The organism is Gordonia amarae NBRC 15530 (assembly GCF_000241345.1).
Taxonomy (GTDB): domain Bacteria; phylum Actinomycetota; class Actinomycetes; order Mycobacteriales; family Mycobacteriaceae; genus Gordonia; species Gordonia amarae.
Genome location: NZ_BAED01000052.1, coordinates 58,878 through 81,249, shown reverse-complemented (window position 1 = coordinate 81,249; position 22,372 = coordinate 58,878). Strand labels below are relative to the sequence as shown.

Annotated in this window: 17 protein-coding genes and 1 tRNA gene; 4 read left to right on the top strand and 14 right to left on the bottom strand. The window is 67.1% G+C overall.

Going from position 1 to position 22,372, the window contains the following annotated elements; all coding sequences use genetic code 11:
• Positions 1-108 precede the first annotated feature (108 nt).
• The 5 genes from GOAMR_RS15155 to GOAMR_RS15135 form a co-directional block, all read right to left on the bottom strand.
• Positions 109-181, bottom strand: a tRNA-Arg gene (locus GOAMR_RS15155).
• A 74-nt stretch (positions 182-255) separates the two neighbouring features.
• The gene (locus tag GOAMR_RS15150; protein WP_005189545.1) at positions 256-1,881 is read right to left on the bottom strand and encodes a substrate-binding domain-containing protein; all 1,626 of its coding nucleotides are present in this window, start codon (positions 1,879-1,881) and stop codon (positions 256-258) included.
• Positions 1,882-2,149: 268 nt separating this feature from the next.
• Positions 2,150-4,414, bottom strand: a complete 2,265-nt coding sequence (locus GOAMR_RS15145; protein ID WP_005189543.1) for a heavy metal translocating P-type ATPase — start codon at positions 4,412-4,414, stop codon at positions 2,150-2,152.
• Between the two features lie 27 nt (positions 4,415-4,441).
• A complete protein-coding gene (locus tag GOAMR_RS23710) occupies positions 4,442-5,017 on the bottom strand; it encodes a DUF8832 domain-containing protein (RefSeq protein ID WP_005189540.1) in 576 nt (191 codons plus the stop codon).
• Positions 5,017-5,235 (bottom strand): heavy-metal-associated domain-containing protein, encoded by a 219-nt coding sequence (locus tag GOAMR_RS15135; RefSeq protein ID WP_005189537.1) that lies wholly within the window; start codon positions 5,233-5,235, stop codon positions 5,017-5,019. The genes GOAMR_RS23710 and GOAMR_RS15135 overlap by 1 nt, the downstream gene beginning before the upstream one ends.
• A 162-nt stretch (positions 5,236-5,397) precedes the next feature.
• Here GOAMR_RS15135 and GOAMR_RS15130 point away from each other — a divergent pair, with 162 nt between their 5' ends.
• The 3 genes from GOAMR_RS15130 (at position 5,398) to GOAMR_RS23705 (ending at position 8,313) form a co-directional block, all read left to right on the top strand.
• Positions 5,398-5,742, top strand: a complete 345-nt coding sequence (locus tag GOAMR_RS15130; RefSeq protein ID WP_005189534.1) for a metal-sensitive transcriptional regulator — start codon at positions 5,398-5,400, stop codon at positions 5,740-5,742.
• Between the two features lie 83 nt (positions 5,743-5,825).
• Positions 5,826-7,106 (top strand): acyltransferase family protein, encoded by a 1,281-nt coding sequence (locus GOAMR_RS15125; protein ID WP_244427426.1) that lies wholly within the window; start codon positions 5,826-5,828, stop codon positions 7,104-7,106.
• A gap of 37 nt (positions 7,107-7,143) precedes the next feature.
• The gene (locus GOAMR_RS23705; RefSeq protein WP_005189529.1) at positions 7,144-8,313 is read left to right on the top strand and encodes an alpha/beta hydrolase fold domain-containing protein; all 1,170 of its coding nucleotides are present in this window, start codon (positions 7,144-7,146) and stop codon (positions 8,311-8,313) included.
• 75 nt (positions 8,314-8,388) lie between these two features.
• Here the strand turns inward: GOAMR_RS23705 and GOAMR_RS15115 are convergent, their stop codons facing one another.
• Entirely contained in the window at positions 8,389-8,835 is a 447-nt protein-coding gene (locus GOAMR_RS15115; protein WP_005189526.1) for an SRPBCC family protein, read from the bottom strand.
• Positions 8,836-9,084: 249 nt separating this feature from the next.
• Here GOAMR_RS15115 and GOAMR_RS15110 point away from each other — a divergent pair, with 249 nt between their 5' ends.
• Positions 9,085-11,256 (top strand): glutamine synthetase III family protein, encoded by a 2,172-nt coding sequence (locus GOAMR_RS15110; protein WP_005189523.1) that lies wholly within the window; start codon positions 9,085-9,087, stop codon positions 11,254-11,256.
• Positions 11,257-11,342: 86 nt separating this feature from the next.
• Here GOAMR_RS15110 and GOAMR_RS15105 read toward each other — a convergent pair whose 3' ends face one another.
• From GOAMR_RS15105 to GOAMR_RS15070, 8 genes are all read right to left on the bottom strand, one after another.
• Positions 11,343-11,813, bottom strand: coding sequence for an FMN-binding protein (locus GOAMR_RS15105; RefSeq protein ID WP_040515429.1), 471 nt, complete (start codon positions 11,811-11,813; stop codon positions 11,343-11,345).
• A 114-nt stretch (positions 11,814-11,927) separates the two neighbouring features.
• Entirely contained in the window at positions 11,928-13,601 is a 1,674-nt protein-coding gene (locus tag GOAMR_RS15100; RefSeq protein ID WP_040515427.1) for a substrate-binding domain-containing protein, read from the bottom strand.
• Positions 13,602-13,942: 341 nt separating this feature from the next.
• On the bottom strand, positions 13,943-15,538 hold the full coding sequence (locus GOAMR_RS15095; protein ID WP_005189516.1) for a substrate-binding domain-containing protein: 1,596 nt from the start codon (positions 15,536-15,538) through the stop codon (positions 13,943-13,945).
• Positions 15,539-16,025: 487 nt separating this feature from the next.
• Positions 16,026-17,627: a substrate-binding domain-containing protein gene (locus GOAMR_RS15090; RefSeq protein WP_170319166.1), complete on the bottom strand. Its 1,602-nt coding sequence runs from the start codon at positions 17,625-17,627 to the stop codon at positions 16,026-16,028.
• Between the two features lie 279 nt (positions 17,628-17,906).
• Complete coding sequence (locus GOAMR_RS15085; RefSeq protein ID WP_005189509.1) at positions 17,907-19,535, bottom strand: VWA domain-containing protein; 1,629 nt, start codon at positions 19,533-19,535, stop codon at positions 17,907-17,909.
• A 141-nt stretch (positions 19,536-19,676) separates the two neighbouring features.
• Positions 19,677-21,359, bottom strand: coding sequence for a substrate-binding domain-containing protein (locus GOAMR_RS15080; protein WP_005189507.1), 1,683 nt, complete (start codon positions 21,357-21,359; stop codon positions 19,677-19,679).
• Between the two features lie 111 nt (positions 21,360-21,470).
• Entirely contained in the window at positions 21,471-21,935 is a 465-nt protein-coding gene (locus tag GOAMR_RS15075) for a type II toxin-antitoxin system Rv0910 family toxin (protein WP_005189504.1), read from the bottom strand.
• A 201-nt stretch (positions 21,936-22,136) separates the two neighbouring features.
• Positions 22,137-22,355: an antitoxin gene (locus GOAMR_RS15070; RefSeq protein ID WP_005189503.1), complete on the bottom strand. Its 219-nt coding sequence runs from the start codon at positions 22,353-22,355 to the stop codon at positions 22,137-22,139.
• Positions 22,356-22,372: the final 17 nt, after the last annotated feature.

The following is a 22,372-nucleotide window of genomic DNA, read 5'->3' as shown; positions in this document are numbered from 1 at the left end:
GGGCATGGCCTTTGAGTACTCCTGGCATGGCCTTGGGGGTGCGCCTGCGTAGATATTGTCCACACACGGTAAGCGCACACCGGCCGGAGGCCGGCGAGGATGTCACTGTGCTCCCGGCAGGATTCGAACCTGCGACACCGGCTTTAGGAGAGCCGTGCTCTATCCCCTGAGCTACGAGAGCGGGGCCGGCGGTCGCCGACAGCGGCAAGTGTACTTCATCACCTCGGGCGCCGAGTCCGCCCGTATCGGTGGTGGTCAGGAGGCGTTCATGAGCCGGGTCCGGGCCGCGTCGTCGAAGATCGTCTTGATTTTGCCCGGGTCGGTCGCCACGAAGGTGGCACCGCCGGTGACGTCGGTGATCTTGGTCAGTGACTCGGCGTCGGCATCCTCGGAGATGCCCATCGCCACGATCCGCACCGGACGCCCGGGGTCGGTGAGCGCCTTGAGCTGCTTGACCAGATCGTCGAGCGAGATGCTGCGCGAGTCCTCGTTGCGGCCGTCGGTCAGCACGGTGAAGGTGTTGGAGTAGTTGGGGTCGTAGTCTGCGAGCGCCTTCTTGTAGCCCGCCAGGATGGTGTCGTACAGGCCCGTGCCACCGCCGAGTTGGGTGGTCATCGCCTTCCGCACCCCGGTGATCAGCATGTCTCGCTGCATCACGTCGCCCACCTTCTCGTCGAGGCGGCGGGACGGGACGAGTTCGTTCCAATCGGTGCCGATGCCGCCCTTGTCAATCCCGAAGATCCACATGCCGACCACGCCGTTGCGCGGTATCAGCGCGAAGGCTCCGACGACGGCATCGGTGAGCAGTGCGGCCCGAGTCGAGTTCCCGGCGGGCGACTGCATCGAGCCCGACGTGTCGATCGCCATGATCGTGCGCGTGGGCAGGTTCAGCTCGAACCACTGGTCGAGCGCCTTGTCGAGCTTGGTCGCGTCGACCGTCAGCGCCTTGACCGGCTCGCCGACGCCGGTGCCGTCCGGGTTCCGGAAGCCCGCGGCGCCGAGAATCTTCTGGCCCGCGCCCGAACCGGCGGTGCGCACCAGGGCCGCGGCGGCCTCGGCGGTCCGGTCGCGGTGCGCTTTCGAGGTATTGACCAGCGGGTAGTCGATGAGGACCGTGCCGGTCGCGGGAGTGGTCGCCTGCAACCGCGTCCCCGCATGGCCGCGCAGGAACTCCAGGTACTGCTGCTCGGAGGTCACCACATGCACCGTCGACGTGTCGGCCAGTTTCAGCCGCCCCTGCTCACTGTCCTCGGTCGCCCCCGCGTCGTTGCGCCGACTCGCCATCTCGGCCATCGCCAGCATCAGCGTCCGCTTGTTCAGCTTGTCGGCGCCGGGCGCTCCCAGCGCACCGATGATCGGCGCGTCCGCCAGCGACGAGGACGCCGGATTACCGATGTTCAGGTCCGGCAGGTTCATCACGTCCACCCACGAATCCTCCGAGACGGTCTGGGTGCTCGCGACCACCGCGGGTGTGGTCGCCAGCGATCCGACGACGGCGCCGGATCCGAGCCGGACCTGGGCGAGGACGCGGCGCGCACGGTGCTGCGAGTCGGCCACCCAGAGATCGGGGATGTCTTTGCCCCCGGTGAGCAGTGCGGGAATCCGGCCACCTTCCACCGCCTCGACTGAGTAGTCGAAACACGAAGTATCCGAAGCTTTCTCGGCAACAGACCGCAGCGTCGTGGCGATAGTCGGATCGGCCGCGACGGCGATGCCGGTGCGGTTCCCGCCGCAACCGTCGGCGACGTCGCGCCACAGCACCACACCGCCGGCCAGGATCGCCACGAGCGCCACCGCAGTCGCGACCCTGATCGTGGCACCGCCGCGCCCACCCTCACCATGCGAGCCGCCGCGCCGACGGTCACCACCATGCCGCACCATAAACGCCCCCCATCGCCGAGTCACAGCCTGAAACGGTGGTCACGCCATGTCACAGGTGACGTCAATCGCGTGCCGGAGGGCAATACGTCCGCTTCCGAACTCACTGGAAACAGTATGTACGGAATAGGAGAGTTTGACAATCAAACGTTAACTATTGGGTTTCCTGAAATGACGAATTCAATTCTCAAATCCTGGTGACCCCGAGGCATCGCGAGTCAGAGAGTGCCGATTCCCGCCGGCAAGGATTTCGGGGTATGACAGCACGGGTTCAGCGGAAGGTGCGCAGGCGCAGGCTGTTGGCGACCACGAAGACGCTGGAGAAGGCCATCGCGGCACCGGCGAGCATCGGGTTGAGCATGCCGAGCGCGGCGACCGGGATGGCGGCCACGTTGTAGGCGAAGGCCCAGAACAGGTTGCTCTTGATGGTGCGAAGGGTCTTGCGGGACAGGCGGATCGCATCGGCCGCACTGCGCAGGTCGCCGCGCACCAGGGTGATGTCGGAGGCGGCGATCGCCACGTCGGTGCCGGTGCCCATCGCCAGACCCAGGTCGGCCTGGGCGAGGGCGGGGGCGTCGTTGACGCCGTCACCGACCATCGCGACCGTCTTGCCCTCGGCCTGCAGCGCGGCGATCACCTTCACCTTGTCGGCGGGAAGCACCTCGGCGTGCACCTGCTCGACGCCCACCTCGTCGGCGATCTGCCGGGCGACGGCCGTGTTGTCGCCGGTCAGCAGGACCGGGGTGAGGCCGAGCTCGACGAACTGTGAGATCGCCTGCGCACTGGTGGGTTTGACGGTGTCGGCGACCACCAGGATGCCGCGGGCCCGGCCGTCCCAGCCCACCGCGACGACGGTCTTGCCGCCCTGTTCGGCGGCTGCCTTGGCCGCGGACACCTCATCGCCGAGTGCCTGTGACCAGTCGGCCAGCAGCGCCTCGCGGCCGACGATCACGGCCTTGCCGTCGACGACACCCTGCACACCACGGCCTTCGAGGTTGGTGAAACCGTCGACCGCCGGCAGGTCGCCGACCTCGGCGCGGGCCCCGGCGGCGACGGCGGCGGCGATCGGATGCTCCGATGCGTGCTCGAGCGCCCCGGCCATCCGCAGCAGGTCGGCGCGTTCGACACCCGGTTCGGCCACGGCGTCGACGAGGGTCATGGTTCCGGTGGTGACGGTGCCGGTCTTGTCGAGCACGACGGTGTCGACCTGCCGGGTCGACTCCAGCACCTCCGGCCCCTTGATCAGGATGCCGAGTTGGGCGCCGCGTCCGGTACCCACCAGCAGGGCCGTGGGGGTGGCCAGGCCGAGCGCGCACGGACAGGCGATCACCAGAACCGCGATGGCGGCGGTGAACGCTGCCGTGACCCCGAACCCGGCGCCCAGCCAAGCCCCGAGGGTGCCGACGGCGATCGTGATGACGATGGGCACGAACACACCCGAGATGCGGTCGGCCAGCCGCTGCACCGGCGCCTTGCCGGTCTGCGCGTCCTCCACGAGCCGCGCCATCTGCGCGAGCTGGGTGTCGGCGCCGACCCGGGTGGCCCGGACCACCAGCCGCCCACCGGCGTTGACTGTCGCACCGACCACCGAGTCGCCGGGACCGGCCTCCACCGGCACCGACTCCCCGGTCAGCATCGACATATCGAGTGCGGATTCGCCGGAGACGACGACGCCGTCGGTCGCGACCTTCTCCCCCGGCCGCACCACGAACTCGTCGCCCACCGACAGGTCGTCGATCGGGATCCGCACCTCGGCGCCGCCGCGGAGCACCGCCACGTCCTTGGCGCCGAGCTCGAGCAGCGCACGCAGCGCCGCACCGGCCTGCTTCTTGGACCTCTTCTCGAAGTAGCGGCCGGCGAGGATGAACATCGTGACGCCGGCGGCGGCCTCCAGATAGATGTTCGACGCGCCGTCCGAGGGCTGTAGCGAGAACTCGAAGCCGTGCCGCATTCCCGGTTCGCCGGCGTCACCGAGGAACAGCGCGTACAGCGACCAGCCGAACGCGGCGAGCGTGCCCAACGAGATCAGGGTGTCCATGGTGGCGGCGCCGTGCCGGAGGTTGATGGCGGCGGCCTTGTGGAACGGCCAGGCACCCCAGATCACCACGGGCGCGGCCAGCGCGAGCGAGGCCCATTGCCAGTTGGTGAACTGCCAGGCCGGGACCATCGCCGTCGCGATCACCGGAACGGTCAGCACGACCGCGCCGATCAGCCTGTGCCGCAACGACTCCAGCTCACGATCGGCCGGGTCGTCGGCGTCCCCGGGATCGGCATCCCCGGGCTGGGCACGCGTGGGCCTGGGCAGCGTCGCGTCATAGCCCGCGTCCTTGACCGTGCCGATCAGTACCTCGGGGTCGAGGCCGGCGGGCGCGGTGACCTTCGCCTTCTCGGTGGCGTAGTTGACGGTCGCCTCGACGCCGTCGAGCTTGTTGAGCTTGCGTTCGATGCGGTTGGCGCACGAGGCGCACGTCATCCCGGTGATGTCGAGTTCGTAGCTCGCCCCGGTGGCCGGGGCCACGGGCGCGGTGGTACTCATCGTCAGAATCTCTCTTTCCGGACCGGGTCAACGCGTGGCGACGGCGTCGACGACAAACGTCGCGGTGCGCACGACCCCGTCGATCTGGAAGTCGAAGTACAGCAGGTAGCGGCCGGCGCCCGGCGCGCGTGTGGTGAACCCGACGCGCGGCCCTGAGGTCTGCCCCGGCCGGGGTTCGGCACCATCCGGATGGATGGGCAGGTAGCCCAGGTCGCTCTCGCGCAGCGCCACCAGATGCCCGAACGCTCCGAGGTATGGCTGCAGCGTGGTCACCGGGACGCCGTCGCGGGTGACCGTGATCGCCAGCGGGGCGTCATGGCCGGCCATCGGCGTACCCGACAGGGTGAGGTGGAAACCGTCGACGTGGTCGGCGGTCCGTGGCGTGGTGGGCACCGGCGCGGCAAGCCCATCCGCGGGGCTTTCGGGAGCGGCGTCGTGGTCCGGGTCGTGGCCGCCGGACATCTCCTGATGGGAGTCCTGCGCGCGTTGCTTCCACGAGCTGACGACGCTGTCGGGCACCGCCACCGCGGCCACCCCGAACGCGACCGCGAACACCGCGACGAGCGCCGCGGCGAACAATGCGAGCCGCCGTCCGGTGCTCATCAGATACGCACCGCCGAATAACCCGCCTCATCGACGGCCGCGAGCACCGCAGCGTCATCGACGGTCCCGTCACCGGTCACGACGAGCCGGCCGGTCGTGGCGCTGACCTCGATGCTGTCGACGCCGGGCACCTCACCGACCTCTTCGCGCACCGACATCTCGCAGTGTCCGCAGGTCATGCCTGTCACCTGGTACTCGGTCGTGGTCGCAGCACTCATCGCCATCTCCGTAATCCGTGGTCGTAGGGGTCCGTTTCCGTGGGCCACTCCCACGGTATACCCCCCTAGGGTATCTAACAAGCCGCCGCCTTCGGGCATTCCCATACCCCCGGGGGCTATGATGGCGGTCTGCCGCCAGCCCCGCACCCGAGGACATCACCCATGACCGACGCACCTTCGGACACCGCCACCGACGACGCGGCGGACAGCTGCCACTCGGGCGCCACCCACGGCTATATCGCCGACAAGAGCCGCTACCTCGCCAGGCTCAAGCGCATCGAGGGCCAGGCCCGGGGCATCCACCGGATGGTCGACGAGGACGTCTACTGCATCGACATCCTCACCCAGATCTCGGCGCTGACCAGCGCACTGGAAGGTGTCGCCCTGGCCCTGCTCGACGACCATCTGCGGCACTGCGTGCTCAGCGCCGCCACACAGGGCGGCCCCGAGGCCGAGGAGAAACTGCGCGAAGCGTCCGCGGCGATCGCCCGGCTCGTGAAATCCTGACGGCAATCCACACCGTGCCGACGGCTCACAGGCGACGCACGTAGACTCATCCATCGCGACCGATAAGCAACGCGAAGGTGCTCGTGCAATCCATCCCGCAGACCCAGCCCGCCGATTCCGGACCCACCGGCCCGGAATCGGATGAACGGACCGCCCGGGGAACCGGCGGCGCCAAGGCCGGCACCGGGCGCGCCTACACCGCCGACCTCGTCCGGGTCGCGCTGTTCACCGGCGTGGTCGTCGCGCACAGCGTCAACGGCCTCAGCTTCGCCCCCGGTGTGGAACGCGGCTCGCATCTGGCCGGCACCCTGCTGCATCTGACCCGCTACGGGTTCGTCGTCGTGACTCTGTTCGTGCTGGTGCTGAGCATGCACGGCAAGACGATGACCGCCACCGAGTTCTGGCGCCGCCGGTTCGGGCTGGTGCTGTGGCCGTATCTGCTGTGGACGATCATCTACTCGATCACCGACCACCTGCTCATCCGGAACAACCCGTTCCCGTCCGCGGGCACCTGGTTCGCCGACCTGGGCGGGGACCTGCTCGCGGGCACCGGCAAGTACCAGCTGTACTTCCTGCTGATCTCGATGCAGATCTATCTGTTCTTCCCGCTGATCATCAAGGTCGTCGAGCGGTATGCCGACCACCCGTGGCGGGTGATCGCCGTCGGGGCCGTGATCCAGGTCGGGATGTTCTCGCTGTATCACTACACGCCCCGCCCGCTGTCCCCGTTCTGGAGCGAGGTCTTGGAGCACCTGTGGAAAACGGTGCCGATGTATTCGATGTTCATCGCGATCGGCGCCGTCGCGGCCTACCATCACCAGGCGGTGGAACGGTGGCTGCGTGTGCACTGGGTCCTCGTCGTGACCTGCGCGCTGGCGTCGGCCGCGCTCAGCGTGACCGCCTACTGGGTGGCCACATCGCCGGGTGAGGTGCCGTGGCTGGCCAACTCACCGTGGAACCCGGTGAACCTCCCGTGGCTGGTGTGCGGTTTCGCGTTGCTGTGGCTGGGTGCGACGGTGTGGGACGATCGGCGCAGGTCGGGCAGGCGCAGCGGAACAAGGTTCGTGTCCTGGGCGACCAAACGCGCGTTCGGCGTGTTCGCGGTGCACCCCCTGATGCTCGATATCCTCGCGCGGGCCGGGTACTTCGACAGACTCTTCGAGTGGTTTCCCGGCGCACCGGCGGTCCGGGCGATCGTGTTGATCGTCACGGCCCTGGTGCTGTCGCTGCTCGTCGTCGATGTCCTGCTGCGCACCCCCGTCAGCCGGTATCTCGTTGCCCGGCCACGTATTCCGCTGCCCGGGGAGCGCCGGGTGCGGAATGCTCTCGAACGCCGCAGGACCGGCCACCCGATTGATCACTGACCCCGGCACACGTATCTGAGCTGGTATAAGGGAGGACATGACCGCCATCGGTAGGCGCCGCCGCAGGTCCCGCCCACCACTGCGCGGCATGAAGCCCACACTCCGTAAGGCCGGAGCCGCACTCACCGCCCTGGTGAGTACCGTAGCGGTGTGCCTCGGCGCCGCGCATTCGGACGCCGCACCCCGGACACCCCCACCCGGCACACCCCCCTCAGCCGAACCGTCACCCGAGTCGGGCATGCAGCCGCCGTCCGAGAATCCCGGTTTCGCCGGTCGGGTTTCGCTGATCACCCAATCCCGGGTGGGTGCCACGCAGGTCTCGTCGCTGGTGTCACGACTGATCCGCGGCAACGCCAGTCCCAGCGAATCAGAGCTCGCGCGGGAGTCGGATCCCGGACGCCCGCCGACCACCGCGGTCGACGGCGTCGTGATGACGATGGGCGTGTTCCACGGCTGGAATGTATGGCGCATGGCCCCGCGGAAGGGTGCCGTGTCCAAAGCCCCGATCACCACCCGCAATTCACCGAAGACCATTGTCGCCGTGCACGGGGGTGCATACGTGCTCCCGCCCACACCGGAGCACTGGACCTACTACGCGTCCCTGGTCCGTGACACCGGCGCCACGGTTGTCGTCCCCCTCTACCCCGGTGTCCCGATCGCCCACGCCGCGAGCGTGGTCCCCGTCATGGCTGACTACTTGACCTCGCAGATCCGGCAGCACGGTGCGACCAACGTGAGCGTGCTCGCGGACTCCGCCGGGGCGGGGCTCACCCTCGCCGCCACCCAGCAACTCGTGAAGCGGGGCCTGCCCACACCCGCGTCGTTGGTGCTGGTCTCGCCGTGGCTGGACGTCACGATGACCGACACCGCGCCCGCACCGTATTTCGACCCGTTCCTCAACATCGACACGTTGCGGACCGCCGGCCGGATGTGGGCCGGCCGCCTGAGCACTCGCGACCCCCGGGCCAGTCCGCTGTTCGGCAGCCTCCAAGGCCTCCCGCCGACCTACGTCTACAGCGGATCGGTCGACCTGCTGTACACAGACGCGTTCGCGTTGTCCCGGAAAGCCGCGAAGCTGCCCGGCGCCAAGATCTGGTTCGACATGCGCTGGGGAGGTACCCACATCTGGCCGATGAACGGCAGTCTGGCCGAAGGCAGGGCGATGGCGCCGGTCCTGCAACGGCAGCTTCTCGGCACAACGTCCTGACTGTCCCACACACTGTGGGAACGAGTATCGCGTGCGGGCGCCCCGGATCTCCGGTAGCGCCCCTGCGGCCTGACCCTAGGCCGCGTCGGCCTCGGTGACGCCTTTGATCAACGCGGCCTCGGTGTGCTTGATCACGCCGGAGATCGCCGGTTCGATGATCGCGCCGAGGGCGCGCCCCGCCAGACCGCCGGGCAGGGTGTAGTCGAAGAGCACGGTGACTCGGGTGTCCTCGTCCGACCCGGCGAACGCCCAGCTCATCGACACGTCGAAGCCGTCGATCGAGTCGAGCGTGATCTGCTCGTTCTCCACCCATTCGGTGCATTTGAGGGTGGTGTGCAGCGTTTTGGGGCCGAGTTTCATCGACGCGTCGAACGTCGCCCCGACGCCCGAGGTCTGTTCGGTCAGCGGGTTGAACTTGGTCACCCCGAACATCCAGCCGGGAACGGTCCGGTAGTCGTCGACGTAGGCGAACACCCGCTCCCGAGCGATCGTCACCTGCACCTCATGGCGTACCTGCGTCACAGTGGGCTCCTTCCACAGCCTCAAGATTCCACAGCCTCAAAAACAAGCGCTAGTGATCGTAACTGAGTGTCAGGCCGGGTTCGACGGCGACCCGATTCACTCGACCGAATTCTATATGTGACTTATTGCATACAGGTCCGTGGGGCTCATCGTGGTGTTTTCATCACCGTCACACTCGGGAAATGGCCAGGGCACGTGGCCGCCATAGCGTCGGTAGCCGCATCACCCACCGCACCACAGGAGCCCGGAATGAGTGGCAGCACATCTCGTCGTCAGGCCATCGAGGCCATCACCAACTACTCGGTTCCCGCGCCGGGTTTCCCCGAACCACTCGCCGACACCTTCGGCCGCAACGTCTTCTCCCTCCCGGTGATGAAGGCACGACTCCCCAAGAACGTCTACAAGGCAGTCACGGCCACCATCGACCAGGGTGCGCCCCTCGATCCCACCCTCGCCGACTTCGTGGCCTCGGCGATGAAGGACTGGGCCATCGAGAAGGGCGCCTCGCACTACGCGCACGTCTTCTATCCGCTGACAGGCTTCACCGCCGAGAAGCACGATTCGTTCCTCGAGCCCGACGGGGCCGGCGCCTCGCTCGCCGAATTCCAGGGTAAGACGCTGCTGCAGGGTGAGCCCGACGCGTCGAGCTTCCCGAACGGCGGCCTGCGCGGCACTTTTGAGGCCCGCGGCTACACCGGGTGGGATGTGACGAGCCCCGCCTACATCCTGGAGAACCCCAACGGGAACACCCTGTGCATCCCCACGATCTTCATCTCCTGGACCGGCGAGGCGCTCGATAAGAAGACCCCGCTGCTGCGCAGCCAGCAGGCCATGAGCAAGCAGGCCATGCGGCTGCTGAAGCTGTTCGGGCACACCGATGTCGACACCGTGGTGTCGTACGCGGGCGCCGAGCAGGAGTACTTCCTGATCGACCGCCACTTCTACTACGCCCGCCCCGATCTCACCGTCGCCAACCGAACCCTGTTCGGCGCCAAGCCTTCCAAGGGTCAGGAGTTCGACGACCATTACTTCGGCGCCATCCCCGAGCGGGTGCTGGCCTTCATGATCGAATTCGACCGGGAGCTGTTCAAGCAGGGTATCCCCGCCAAGACCCGGCACAACGAGGTCGCCCCGGGACAATTCGAGATCGCCCCGGTCTTCGAGAAGTCCAATCTCGCCCATGACCATCAGCAGCTCATGATGACCACGATGAAACGGGTCGCCGAACGCTACGGCATGGTCGCCCTGCTGCACGAGAAGCCGTTCGCCGGTGTCAACGGTTCGGGTAAGCACGTCAATTTCTCGCTCGGCAACAACAATCAGGGAAACCTGCTCAACCCCGGCGACACCCCGCACGACAACGCACAGTTCCTCGTGTTCTGCGCGGCGATCATCCGGGGTGTCCACAAGTACGGCGGCCTCCTGCGCGCCTCGATCGCCTCGGCCTCCAACGACCACCGCCTCGGCGCGAATGAGGCCCCGCCGGCGATCATTTCGATCTTCCTCGGTGATCAGCTGATGGACGTGTTCGATCAGATCGCCAAAGGCGGAGCCAAGGCCAGCAAGGAGTCGGGCGTGCTGGAACTGGGTGTGGACACCCTGCCGCCGCTCAAGGCCGACGCGGGCGACCGCAACCGCACCAGCCCGTTCGCCTTCACCGGCAACCGATTCGAGTTCCGCGCCCCGGGCTCCAACCAGTCAATCGCCGATCCGATGATCGCCATCAACGCGATGCTCGCCGAATCCATCGATTACATCGCCTCATTCCTGGAGCGGGAGATCGAGGGCGGCGCCGCGTTCAACGACGCGATCCAGAAGGTTCTCGAGGAGATCATCGTCGAGCACGGCATGGTGGTGTTCAACGGCGACGGCTATTCCCAGGCATGGCAGGAGGAGGCGGCCGGGCGTGGGCTGCTCAATCTGCGCACCACCGTCGACGCCATCGCCCAGTACGACAAGCCCGAGATCAAGGAGCTCCTGTCGGACTACGGCATTCTCAGCAACCGGGAACTGGAGGCCCGCAAGGAGGTCGTGCTCGAGCAGTACGCCCTGACCATCCTGGTGGAGGCCAAGGAGACCCTGGAGGTGGGCAAGACGATGATCCTGCCCGCCGCGATCCGCTACCTGGGCGAGCTGGCGGGCACCGCGGCCCAGCTGCTGGCCGCCGGTATCCAGACCGAAACACCGACGCTGCTCACGCTCAACAAGTACGTCAAGGATTTCAACAGCAGCCTCGGCGCCATCGAGGAGGCCATCGGCGGGTTCGGCGGCGACGACGTGGAAGCCGAGGCCAAGTACGCACTGGACACACTCATCCCGGCGATGACCGTGGTTCGCTCCATCGCCGACAAACTGGAATCCATTGTGGCCGATGACATGTGGCCGTTGCCGACCTACAACGAGATGCTCACGATCCTCTGAGCGTCCGAGAGGGAGACGCACACCGGCGTCCGCATCCACCCGGGAGGGCGGGTGCGGACGCCGAATGTGTCCGGGGACTGTTCCGCCTATTCGGCGGCATCTTCCCTGATCTGGGCGATCGCCTTCTTGAAACCGCCCGAGGTGAGCGAGGATCCGGCGACCTTCGAGATGTCGTCGAGGTCGTCGATGCTCTTGCCGATCACGAGATCGTTGATGCCGCTCGCGAACTTCCCCTGGAAGGTCGCCGACACACCTTTGGTGTGGCTGCGGTCGAGTTCGAGTGCGGTCACATTCCCTGATGCGAGAGTAACTGTGACGCCGATGCTCTGTTGACCGCCGGGGCTGACGTATGTGCCGGTGGCCGAGTAGGTGCCGTCTTTATAGGACCCGCCCGAATCCGCGGCCGTGGAGACCGCTGCGTTGTCGGCGGGTGTCGTGGTGGTGTCCGAGGAGTCCGCGTCGTCGCCGCAGGCGCCGACGGCCAGGCCCACGACCGCGAAAGTCGCGGCCACTCCGGACGCGCGCAGCACGCGCTCGGGCATTGTCGTTGCAGTCATGCCTGCAGATTGTGCCGTGCCACCCGGCCCTCGCGCACGCCCGGAACGCCGATCGCCAGGAAATCCTCAGAAATCAGACATCACGGCCGTTCCGGTCATCACCGTGAGGTGCGTCTACCTGGTGCCTCCTGCCGAGGCGAGACGCGTTCTGGCCGCGTCCTCGAACAGGGTGCGGATCTTCGTCGGGTCCGTCGCCACGAAGGTCGCACCCCCGGTGACGTCGGTGATCTTGGTGAGCGAGGCCGCGTCGGTGTCCTCGGAGATACCCATCGCCATCACCCGCACCGGACGCCCCGGATCGGACAGTGCCTTGAGCTGCCTGAGCAGCTCGTCCAGGCCGATGCTCGCCGAGTCCTCGTTGCGGCCGTCGGTCAGCACGGTGAAGGTGTTGGAATAGTTGGGATCGTAGGTCTCGACCATCTTCTTGTAACCCGCGAGGATCGTGTCGTACAGGCCGGTTCCGCCACCGAGATCGGTGGTCATCGCCTGTCGCACCCCGGTGTTCAGCACCTCCCGCTGGGTCTGGTTGCCCACCTTCGCGTCGAGACGGCGGGACGGGACCTTCTCCTTGAAGTCGATTCCGAAGCCGCCCTTGTCGATGCCGAAGATCCACACGCCCACCACGCCGTTGCGCGGGATCAGCGAGAAGGCGTTGCTGACCGCCTCGGTGAGCAGTGCGGCGCGGGTCGACATTCCGGCCGGCGCGGTCATCGAGCCGGAGGTGTCGATGGCCATGATCGTGCGGGTCGGCAGGCTCAGATCATGCCATTGATCCAGTGCGGCATCGAGTTTCGCCGGATCGACGGTCAACGTCTTGATCGCTTCGCCGACGCCCGAACCGTCCGCGTTCCGGAAGCCGTTGTTGTTGAGGATATCCTGCCCCGACCCGGAGTGCGCGGCCTTCGTCAGCGCATCCGCCGCCTTCGCGGCACGGTCGCGTTTGTCGCCGGCCGTGACCACCAGCGGATAGTCGACGGACACGGTGCCCGCGGCGGGCGTGGTGGCCAGCAGCCGGGACCCCGCGTTGTTGCGCAGGAACTGCAGATACTGCTGTTCGGAGGTGACCACCGGGACAGTCGAGGAGTTGGCCAGCTCCAGGCGGGCGTCCTCGGTGTCGTCGAGCGGCGTGGCGTTGTTGCGCTGGGCCGCCATCTCCGCCATCGCCGTCAGCAGCGCCCGGCCGTTGACCTTACCCGAGGCCGCGGCGTCGAGCGCGCCGATGATCGGTGCGTCGGCCAGCGACGACGATGCCGGGTTGCCGATCCGCAGGTTGACCAGTTTCATCACGTCGATCCAGGTGTCGAAGGTGATGCTGCGGGTGCTCACCACCACCGCCGGCGATGTGGCGAGGGACTTCCTGACCGCATCGGAACCAAGCCGCACCTGGGCGATCACCCGGCGCGCGCGCTGGCTCGAATCCGCCACCCACAGGTCCGGGACGTTCTTACCGCTGGTGAGCAACGACGGAATCGCGCCGCCGGCCACCGCGTCGACGGTGAAGTCGTAGCAGGAGTCGGCCGACGCCTTCTTGGCGAGCGATTTCACGGTGTCGGCGATCGTCGGATCGGCGGCCACCTTGACGGCACCGCCGCTGCAGGAACCGTGGATACCGCGCCAGAGGATCACGCCACTGACGAGCAGCACCACGAGCAGGAGCGCGGTCAGCAGCCACATGCCCGTACGGCTGCGGCGCCGGGTACCGCCACCGGCCCCGAGGTCATCGAGGGAGAACCCACCGGTCGCCGCGGCCGACCGTTCGCGTCTTCCAGAACTGCTGTGCCGCACCATAATCGTTCCCCACTCGTCGTTGCATACCGAGAGGAATTCATGTCTTAACACGTTTGATCAACGCGACAAAAGCGTGTGACCACCCCGACGACGCGCGGAATGCACCGAATCCGGCCATTCACACCACGATTTCCCCCGCTGTAGCATACCCAATCCGTGTGCCCGATCATAGTCGGAATACACCATTCCAGAGGGCAATACTGCTATTTGTTATTGTGCATCGAATCCAAGGCATCGCAGGATGCAGGACATTTCCCGTTCTCGGGGACTATTAGAAGTGCTAATAGTTTGTCCGGAGGACGATTTCCGCGACTGAGCTTTGATACGGTCCGTACCACCGCTCATTTTCCGTCCGCACCGATCGGATTCACCGGCGGCGACAGCCGCGGACGCACCGCCCCCGCGAACAACCCCTGAATGCCATACGGGTCGGCGGTCACGGACGTACCGCCGCCCGTCACGTTCGTGATCGTCGTCAATGTCGCCCGGTCGACGTCCGCCGACACCCCCAGCACGACCACCCGCACGGGTCGCCCCGGATCCGCGAGCCGCTTGAGCTGATCGATCAGCGTCGCCGGCGTCGGCCCCTGCAGGTCGTCGTCGCGACCGTCGGTGACGATCGTCAGGGTGTTGGTGTAGTCGGCGTCGTAGCCGTTGAGCACGGCCTTGTACCCGGCCAGGATGGTGTCGTACAGCGCTCTGCCGCCACCGAGTTCGGCCTTGAGCGACCTGTTGATGCTCTCGTCGAGGATGTCACGCTGGGTCCAGCTCCGGACCGGATCGCCGAGCCTGCGCGAGGGCACCGTCTCGAGCCAGTCCTGGCCGTTGCCGCCCTTGTTGAGGCTGTAGATCCACATGCCGACATCGGTGTTCGGGGGCAGTTGCCGGAGCCATCCGAGCGCCCCGTCGATCACCAGGGCTGCACGCGTCGAGTCTGCGGCGGGCATACGCAGCGACGTCGACACGTCCAGGGCCAGGATGGTGCGGGTGGGCAGCGCCATGGCGGTCCACTCGTCCACGGCGGCATCGACCCGGGCCGGGTCGATGGTGAGCGTCTTGACAGGCTTCCCGACTCCGGTGCCATCGGGTGCGCGGAAGCCCTGCCCGGTGAGAATCTTGCGGCCGGCTTGCGACCGCGCCGCCTTCAGCAATGTCACACCCGCGTCCGCCGCCTGATCGGAACCGGCGGTGTTGACGAGCGGATAGTCCAGCAGCACAGTGCCGTCCGAGGGAACGGTGCTGATCAGCGATGAGTTGGGATAGTGCCGTTTGAACGTCATGAACTGCTGTTCGGAGGTGACCACCACCGACGCCGTCGCGCCCGCCGACATCAGCCGAGATTCGTCGGTGGACTTCGGGTCGGCCATCGGTACGGCCCGGTTGCGGCGGTCCGCCAGCCCGGCCATCGCGGCCAGCCGGTCCGCGCGGGTCAGCCGGCCCGACAGCTCCGCGGCCAGCGATCCGACGATCGGCGCATCGGCCGCCGTTGACGACACCGGGCTCCCGATCTGCAGATTGGGCCGCCTCAGCACGTCGACCCAGCCCGGGTAGGTACCGGGATCGGTGCCCACGACCACCGCGGGCGTGGTGGCCAGCGATTCGGCGACGAAGCCGGAACCGCGGCGTGTCTGGGCGATCACACGCCTGGCCTTGCTCTGCGAATCCGCGACCCACAGCTCGGGCGCTCCCTCACCGCGCGTCAGGAGCTCCGGAACGTACCCTCCCGCGATGGATTCGATGGCGTAGTCGAAGCACGAACCGTCCGCGGCGGTGAGATCCGCGAGTCCGGTGAGCGCGTCGGCGATCGCCGGTTCGGCGGCCACCCGGACGGTCTCACGACCGGAACACCCGCTGGAATCGTTGCGCCACAAGAGGATGCCGCTGACCAGCGCTGCGACCAGCGCCAGCGCCGTGACCGTCCACAGACCGGCCCGCACCCGGTGCCGACGCTCCGCCGGAATGGCGGACGGCTCAGCACGTTTCGCATCCCGCTTCGGCCCAGCCGTTGTCGGTGGCCCAAACCCTTTGGGAGTAGCAGGTTTTGTGGGAGTAACCGGCGCTTTGGGTGTCGCCTGGCGCGAGGGCACCTCCCAGGAGCGCTGTGCGGGCGTCCCACTCCGCGTCGCCGATGGTCCGGTCTGTCTCGCCGAGGGTATCGCCCGGAAACCGCCGGTGATCGTCTGTTCCGGCTCGTCGCCCCGCGGACCGGCGCGGTGCCGGCTCACCGGGCACGCCCCGGACGGGAACCGGAATCATGACCGACGGCTACGCCTTCACGGACCCGCCGGCGCCGATCACCCGATCCGACGGCGCGACACATCACCCTCCCCCAGCAACGCACAGAAATCCCCTACAGTGTTAGACCTTTCGCGGCAGTGTACACCCGTACACACAAGCCGCCAGCACACCGGTCGTTATGGGCACCTAGTCCATCATGCGGATGCGCTCGCTGGTGAAGATGTTCTTGATATCGCTCGGGGTCCGGGCGATGTAGGTGACGCCGCCGACCGCGTCGGCGATCTTCTTCAGCGCGTCGGCGTCCGCGTCGTCGGTGAGGCCCAAGGTCAGGATCTGCACGGGACGCGCCGGATCGTAGAGCGCCTTGAGCTGGCCGATCAGGTCGTCGAGGGTAATGCTCTGGGCGTCCTCGTTGCGGCCGTCGGTGGCGATGACGATCGCGTTGGTGGCCGCGGGGTCGTAGGTGTCCACCATGTGCTTGTATGCGGCGAGCGTGCTGTCGTACAGGCCGGTGCCGCCGCCGAGATCGTTCTTCAGCGCCGCCAGGGTGGTCCGGGTGACCAGGTCACGATGCAGGGTGCCGGTGCTCATGTCGTCGAGCCGCTTGACCGGGGTGATCTCACGCCAGTCCTGCCCCTTGCCGCCCTTGTCGATGCCGAAGATCCAGGTTCCGATCTGGGCATTGCGGCCCGGCAGCTTGATCCCCTCCACGGTGGCGTCGGCGAGCAGTTGCGCACGGGTGGAGTTTCCGGCGGGGGTGCGCATCGAACCGGAGGTGTCGAGCACCTGGAGTGTGCGGGTGGGCACGCCGATCGTCTGCCACGAGGCGAGCGCCTTGTCGATCTGCGTCTCGTCGTCGTACTTGAGGAGTGGGACGTCATCGCCGACACCGGATCCGTCGGGGTTGCGGTACCCGGCATCGTTGATCGCCTTGCGGCCCTTGTCGGTTGCCGCGGCGGCCACGAGTGCCGCACCCGCCTTGGCCGCGATGTCCTTACGGCCGGAGTCCGCGGTGTTGAGCAGCGGGTAGGTGAGCGCCACGGTACCGGCCCGCGGAGTCTGTGCGGTCAGCTTCGAGGTCTTGTGGGTCCGCAGGTACGCCAGGTACTGCTGTTCACTGGCCACCACCGGCGTCACCGACGAATCAGCCAGCTTGAGACGGGCCTCGTCGGTGTCCTGGCCCGGAGCCAGGTTCAGTCGCGTGGTGACCATGGTGACCATCGCCTGTTTGAGGCCGGTCGGCGATGCCTGTCCCGTGGCCACGGACGCCACGCCACCGACGATCGGTGCGTCCCCGGTCGCCGACTCCAGCGGGTTGCCGACCTGAAGATTCTCGATCCTCATCACATCGACCCAGGTCTTGGACTCGCGCAGCGTGGTGCCCACCACCATCACCGGCGAACTCGCCAGGGACTTCGACACGTAATCGGTCTGCAGCCGTACCTGCTGAATGACGCGCCGCGCCCTGGTCGGTGAATCGGCCAGCCACAGATCGGTCCGTGAATTGCCGGTCAGCTTCGACGGTGCCTCGATATTCGGGGTGGCGGACACCCGGTAGTCGTAGCAGGAATTGTCCGACGCCTGCCCGGCGAGATCCTTCACGACACCGGCCATGTCGCTGTCGGTCATCACCGACACCGTTTTCCGGTTGCCGCCACACCCGTCGGCCAGGGTGCTCCACACGATGGCACCGCTGATCAGTATCACCACCAGCGCGAGACCGGCCAGCACGTGACCGGCCCCGAAGCGCCTGCCACCGGAACGCCCCGATGAAGATCCTGAACTCACGCGACGGTTGCCGCCCTGCCGTGTCATGTCGAATGTACCCCTGCGCTGAGCCGCGGACTCCGAAGCCGCGGTCGGCCCGGCCATCCGTTCGACCGAGACCCCGAATCACCACCCGATCGAGTGGATTGATTTCGCAGAGTATCTCACTAGTGACAAATTGACATCCGTGGGTCCGATGACTCATTCAAGAATGGCAATATTCTTATTTGAACACAAATACTTTTATCTGTTGAGGAATCATTTTTACGATACCAAGAAAAGAGGATTCCGACCTTCTGTTCAGCCCTGCCCGGCGGCTTTCACCCGTGCCGCGATCGCATTGACGAACACCGACTGGATATCGGCAGCGGTCTCGGCGACATAGCTGCTGCCGCCCGTCGCCTCGGCGACCTTGCGCAGCGCGTCGGCATCCGCGTCGCCGGAGATGCCGATGGTCAGCACCAGCACGGGCCGCGCCGGATCCTCGAGCTCCTTGAGCGTGGCCAGCAATTCATCGAGACTCACGCTGTTCGCATCCTCGTTGCGGCCGTCGGTCATCACGATGACGCTGTTGGAGTACGTCGGGTCGTAACCCGCCTGGACGGACTTGTAGGCCGCCAGGATGCTGTCGTACAGACCGGTGCCGCCGCCGAGATCCTCGGCCATCGCGCGCTTGAGTTCGGCCCGGAAGTCGTCGCGATGGGTACCCCGCGAGGACGCCGCGTCGAGCCGGCGCGACGGCAGCAGTTCCTTCCAGTCCTGGTCCGGCCCACCCTTGTTGATCCCGAAGATCCACAGCGACGCCTGAGTGTTGTTCGGAAAGAGCATCAGCCCCTGCGTCGACGCGTCGGCGAGCAGTTGCGCGCGGGTCGAGGTCCCGGCCGACTCCCGCATCGATCCCGAGGTGTCGACCATCAGCGTCGTCCGGATCGGGATGCCGAGCACCTGCCACTGGCGCAGTGTCTTGTCCACCAGCTTCGCGTCGCCGCTGTCGAGCACGGTCACCTCGTCACCGAATCCGGTACCGTCCGGATTGCGGAAGGACGAGTCGCGCAACACCTTCCGGCCCTCTTCCGAGGTTGCCGCGGCCACCAGTTCCTTGCCGGCCGCGGCTGCGGCGTCCTTGGTGCCGCGGCCCGCGGTGTTGAGCAACGGATAGTCGAGCATCACCGTGCCGTCGGCGGGGATCGCCGACTTCAGCTTCGAATCAGGATGCCGCCGCTGGAACTGGGAGAACTGCTGCTCGGTGGTGACCACCGGGATGCCCTCGACGTTCGCCAGGTTCAGGCGCGTCGCCTCGCTGTCGTTGGCCGGGCGCGCGTTGTTCTGCTGGATGGCCAGGATCGACAGCGCCTGTGTCAGGTCGTCCTGCTTGACCCGGCCCGCCTTCACCTCCGCCAGCGCGCCGGTGATGGGCGCGTCGCCGGTGGAGGTCTCCATCGGGCTGCCCATGCGCATGTCGGGCAGCTTCATCACCTCGACCCACGACGTAAGCGACTTCAGCCCCGTGCCGGCCACCACTGTCGGCGACGACGCGAGCGACTCGGCGACGTAGTCGGGCGCCTTGCGCACCTGCGTGATCACCCGGCGTGCCTGGGTCTGTGAATCGGCCACCCACAGCTCCGGCGACTTGTCGTCGCCACTGGTCAACCGGCCCGGCACAGCGGCGCCCGCGACCTCGTCGACCTCGTAGTCGTGGCAGCCGTTGTCGGCGGCGATCCCGGTCAGCGACCGGACCGTGCCGACGATCGTCGGATCGGCGGCCACCCGTACCGAGGTGCGCTCGCCGCAGCCGCCGGCACCGGTCCGCCACAGGATCACCCCCGCGACAGCGATGATCACCAGCAGGGTCGCCAGTGCGATCTGCAGCGGCCGGCGCCGCCCGGCACCGCTGTTCTCGAATTCGAATCCGTCACCGGACTGGGCCATCTCAGGCTTCACCTTTCACAGCGGGTCATCATTGACCCGAAATACCCCTGACCGACATACCCCCGACCGGAACCCCTGGCCGGAACCCCCTGACGAACTCACGCGGACCGGGACCCCGCAGTCCCGGAACCCCGCGCCCGCTCAGCGGCCGGCAGCCTCCAGACGAGCGGCGATCGCCTCGTAGAACACGCCCTTGACGTCGGCGGCGCTGCGCTCGATGTGCGAGGTACCGCCGGTGGCCTCCGCGATCTGCTTGAGCGCGCTGGTGTCGGCGTCATCGGAGATACCGATGGTGACGATCAGCACCGGCCGTGCCGGATCCTGGCGCTTCTTGAGCTCGGCCAGCAGCTGCTCGAGGCTGATGCTGTTCGCGTCCTCGTTGCGGCCGTCGGTCATGAGGATCACGCTGTTGGAGTAGCTCGGGTCGTAGGTGTCCTGCACCTTGGTGAACGCCGCGAGGGCGGTGTCGTACAGGCCGGTGCCGCCGCCGAGCCGGTTGGCCAGCGCGTCGGTGGCCGCCGAGGCGAGCGCCTCCCGCTGGCCGGGACTGTCCAGACGCCTGATCGGGGTCAGTTCGTCATAGTCGATGCCCGGGCCGCCCTTGTCGATACCGAACAACCAGGTGCCGATCGCCGCGTTGTTGGGATAGATGCGCAGCCCTTCCAGCGCCGCGTCGAGGAGCACCTGGGCACGGGTCTGGTCACCGATCGTCGCCTGCATCGACCCGGAACCGTCGAGGAGCACCAGCGAGCGCATCGGCACCGCGAGCACCTGCCACTGACGCAGCGCCTTGTCCAGGCCGTTCGGGTCGGCGATCTTGAGCTCGGTGACCTTGTCGCCGATGCCGGAGCCGTCCGGGTTGCGGAAGCCTGCGCTGTCGAGGATCGCCCGGCCCTTGTCCGACGCTGCCGCCTCGGCCAGCGCCTTGCCCGCCTTCGTCGCGTCGTCGCGGCGCGCCTCGCCGGCACTGTTGACCACCGGGTACTCCAGCATCACGGTGCCGTCTTTCGGGGTCTTGGCCGTCAGCTGCGATCCGCTGTTGCCGCGCAGGAAGGTCAGGTACTGCTGTTCAGTGGTGATGGCCAGGGCGCTCGAGGTGTTGGCGAGCTTGAGACGGTCCTGGTCGGTGTCGTCGCTCTTGCGAACGTTGTTCTGCGCCACCGCCATCGCGCTCATCGCCTCGCGCAGCTTGGTCGGGGCGATCTTGCCCTTCTCCGCACCGGCCACCGCACCGATGATCGGCGCGTTGCCGGTTGCCGAGTCGATCGGGCTGCTGAAGCGCAGGTTGGGCAGGGTGATCACGTCGACCCAGCTGTCGTAGTCGTCGACGGAGCGGCCGACGATGACCGCGGGGGTGGCCGCCACCGATGGCGTCACCTCCGCCAGCGTGCGCCGCACCTGCGTGCCGACCCGCTTGGCCTGGAACGACGAGTCGGCGACCCACAGATCAGGAGACTTGTCGCCGGCGGTGAGCCGGGCCGGGATGTCCTTGTCGGCGACCGCTTCGACCGCGAACGTGTAGCAGGAATCCTCGCCCGCCTTCTTCGCGATGTCGGTGATCGCACCGGCGATGGCCGGGTCGGCGGCCACCGTCACGTCGCCGTCACCGCACGAGCCTGACGCCGACCGCCAGACGAAGAAACCGCCCACCAGCATCGCCACCAGTGCGAGGGCGAGCACGCCCCACACCAGTTTGCGGCGACGGGGGTCGCGCTGGCCCTCGAATCCGAAACCGTCGTCGCCGTAGTCGGCCTCACGCCCCCGGGAACGGGCTGCGGGGATCCGGCCGCTCGATGCGGCGGCTTCGTCGTTATGTCGTCCCATGTGTTTCTTTTTCCACCCTCTCGCAGACCCTGAGATCAGGTCTGCCCCATCGGCAGCCGTCGCCGGCGATCCCCGTATCGCCGGTGGACGCAGAACCCGCATCGAGCGGGATTATTCTCTGCCGGCCACCATCCGGTCACTGCTTCGCAGCGAATACCTTCCGAAATTCTCCAGCGAGACCGACAGGTCTCCTTCGACCGCTTTGGCCGCAGCCTTGCCGGCCGGGCCGATCAGCGGCAGACCGCCCAGGTCGATGCCGAGCGTGACCGACGAACCCTCACCCGACTGCGCGATGGTCAGGTCGAGTTTGGCCTTGATGCCGCCCTTGCCGCTGCCGCTGAGGCGGATCTCGGTGGGCGGGCGGTACCGGTCGATGACCCAGTCGAACCTGACCCGGACGCCTTTGACCGACACCACCGAGGTCACCTTGAGCTTCTCGCTCAGCGCCTCGGGCACATCACCGCGCCAGCCGTCGTGCAGGACCAGCCACTCGTCGAAACGGGCCAGGTCCGATGCCGCCGCCCAGGCCTCGTCGACGCCCATGTCGAGGCTGATCGAGTTACTTGCCTTTGCCATGATTGAGCAGCCTAGCGCCCAAATCACTGATCTTTGCTACCAGAAAGTAGTGTTCACTGACCTTTATTACCCATTTGTCAATATATATGATTTGCGCACCTCAGGACAGCGGGGTAATGGGCTGCCCGAGAAGGGCCCAAAATACGTCGTGACCGGCGCCTTTATGGCTCCGGTCACGACTTGTCCGTGGGGGTGCGGACGTTACTGCCCCTGCGGGGAGTTCGGGTTCTGCTCGGTGGCACCCTGCTCGCCCTGCTTCGGCGCACCGACGGCCTTGCGAGCCGCGTCCTGCGCCTTGTCGACCTGCCCGGCATACTTGCCCTTGGTGGCCTTGTCGATCGCGTCGCCACCCTTCTCGATCAGGTCGGGGTTCTTCTGCAGAGCCGCCTTGGCCTTGTTCACGATGCCGCCGAGATCCATCGGTTTCTCCTGTCGCG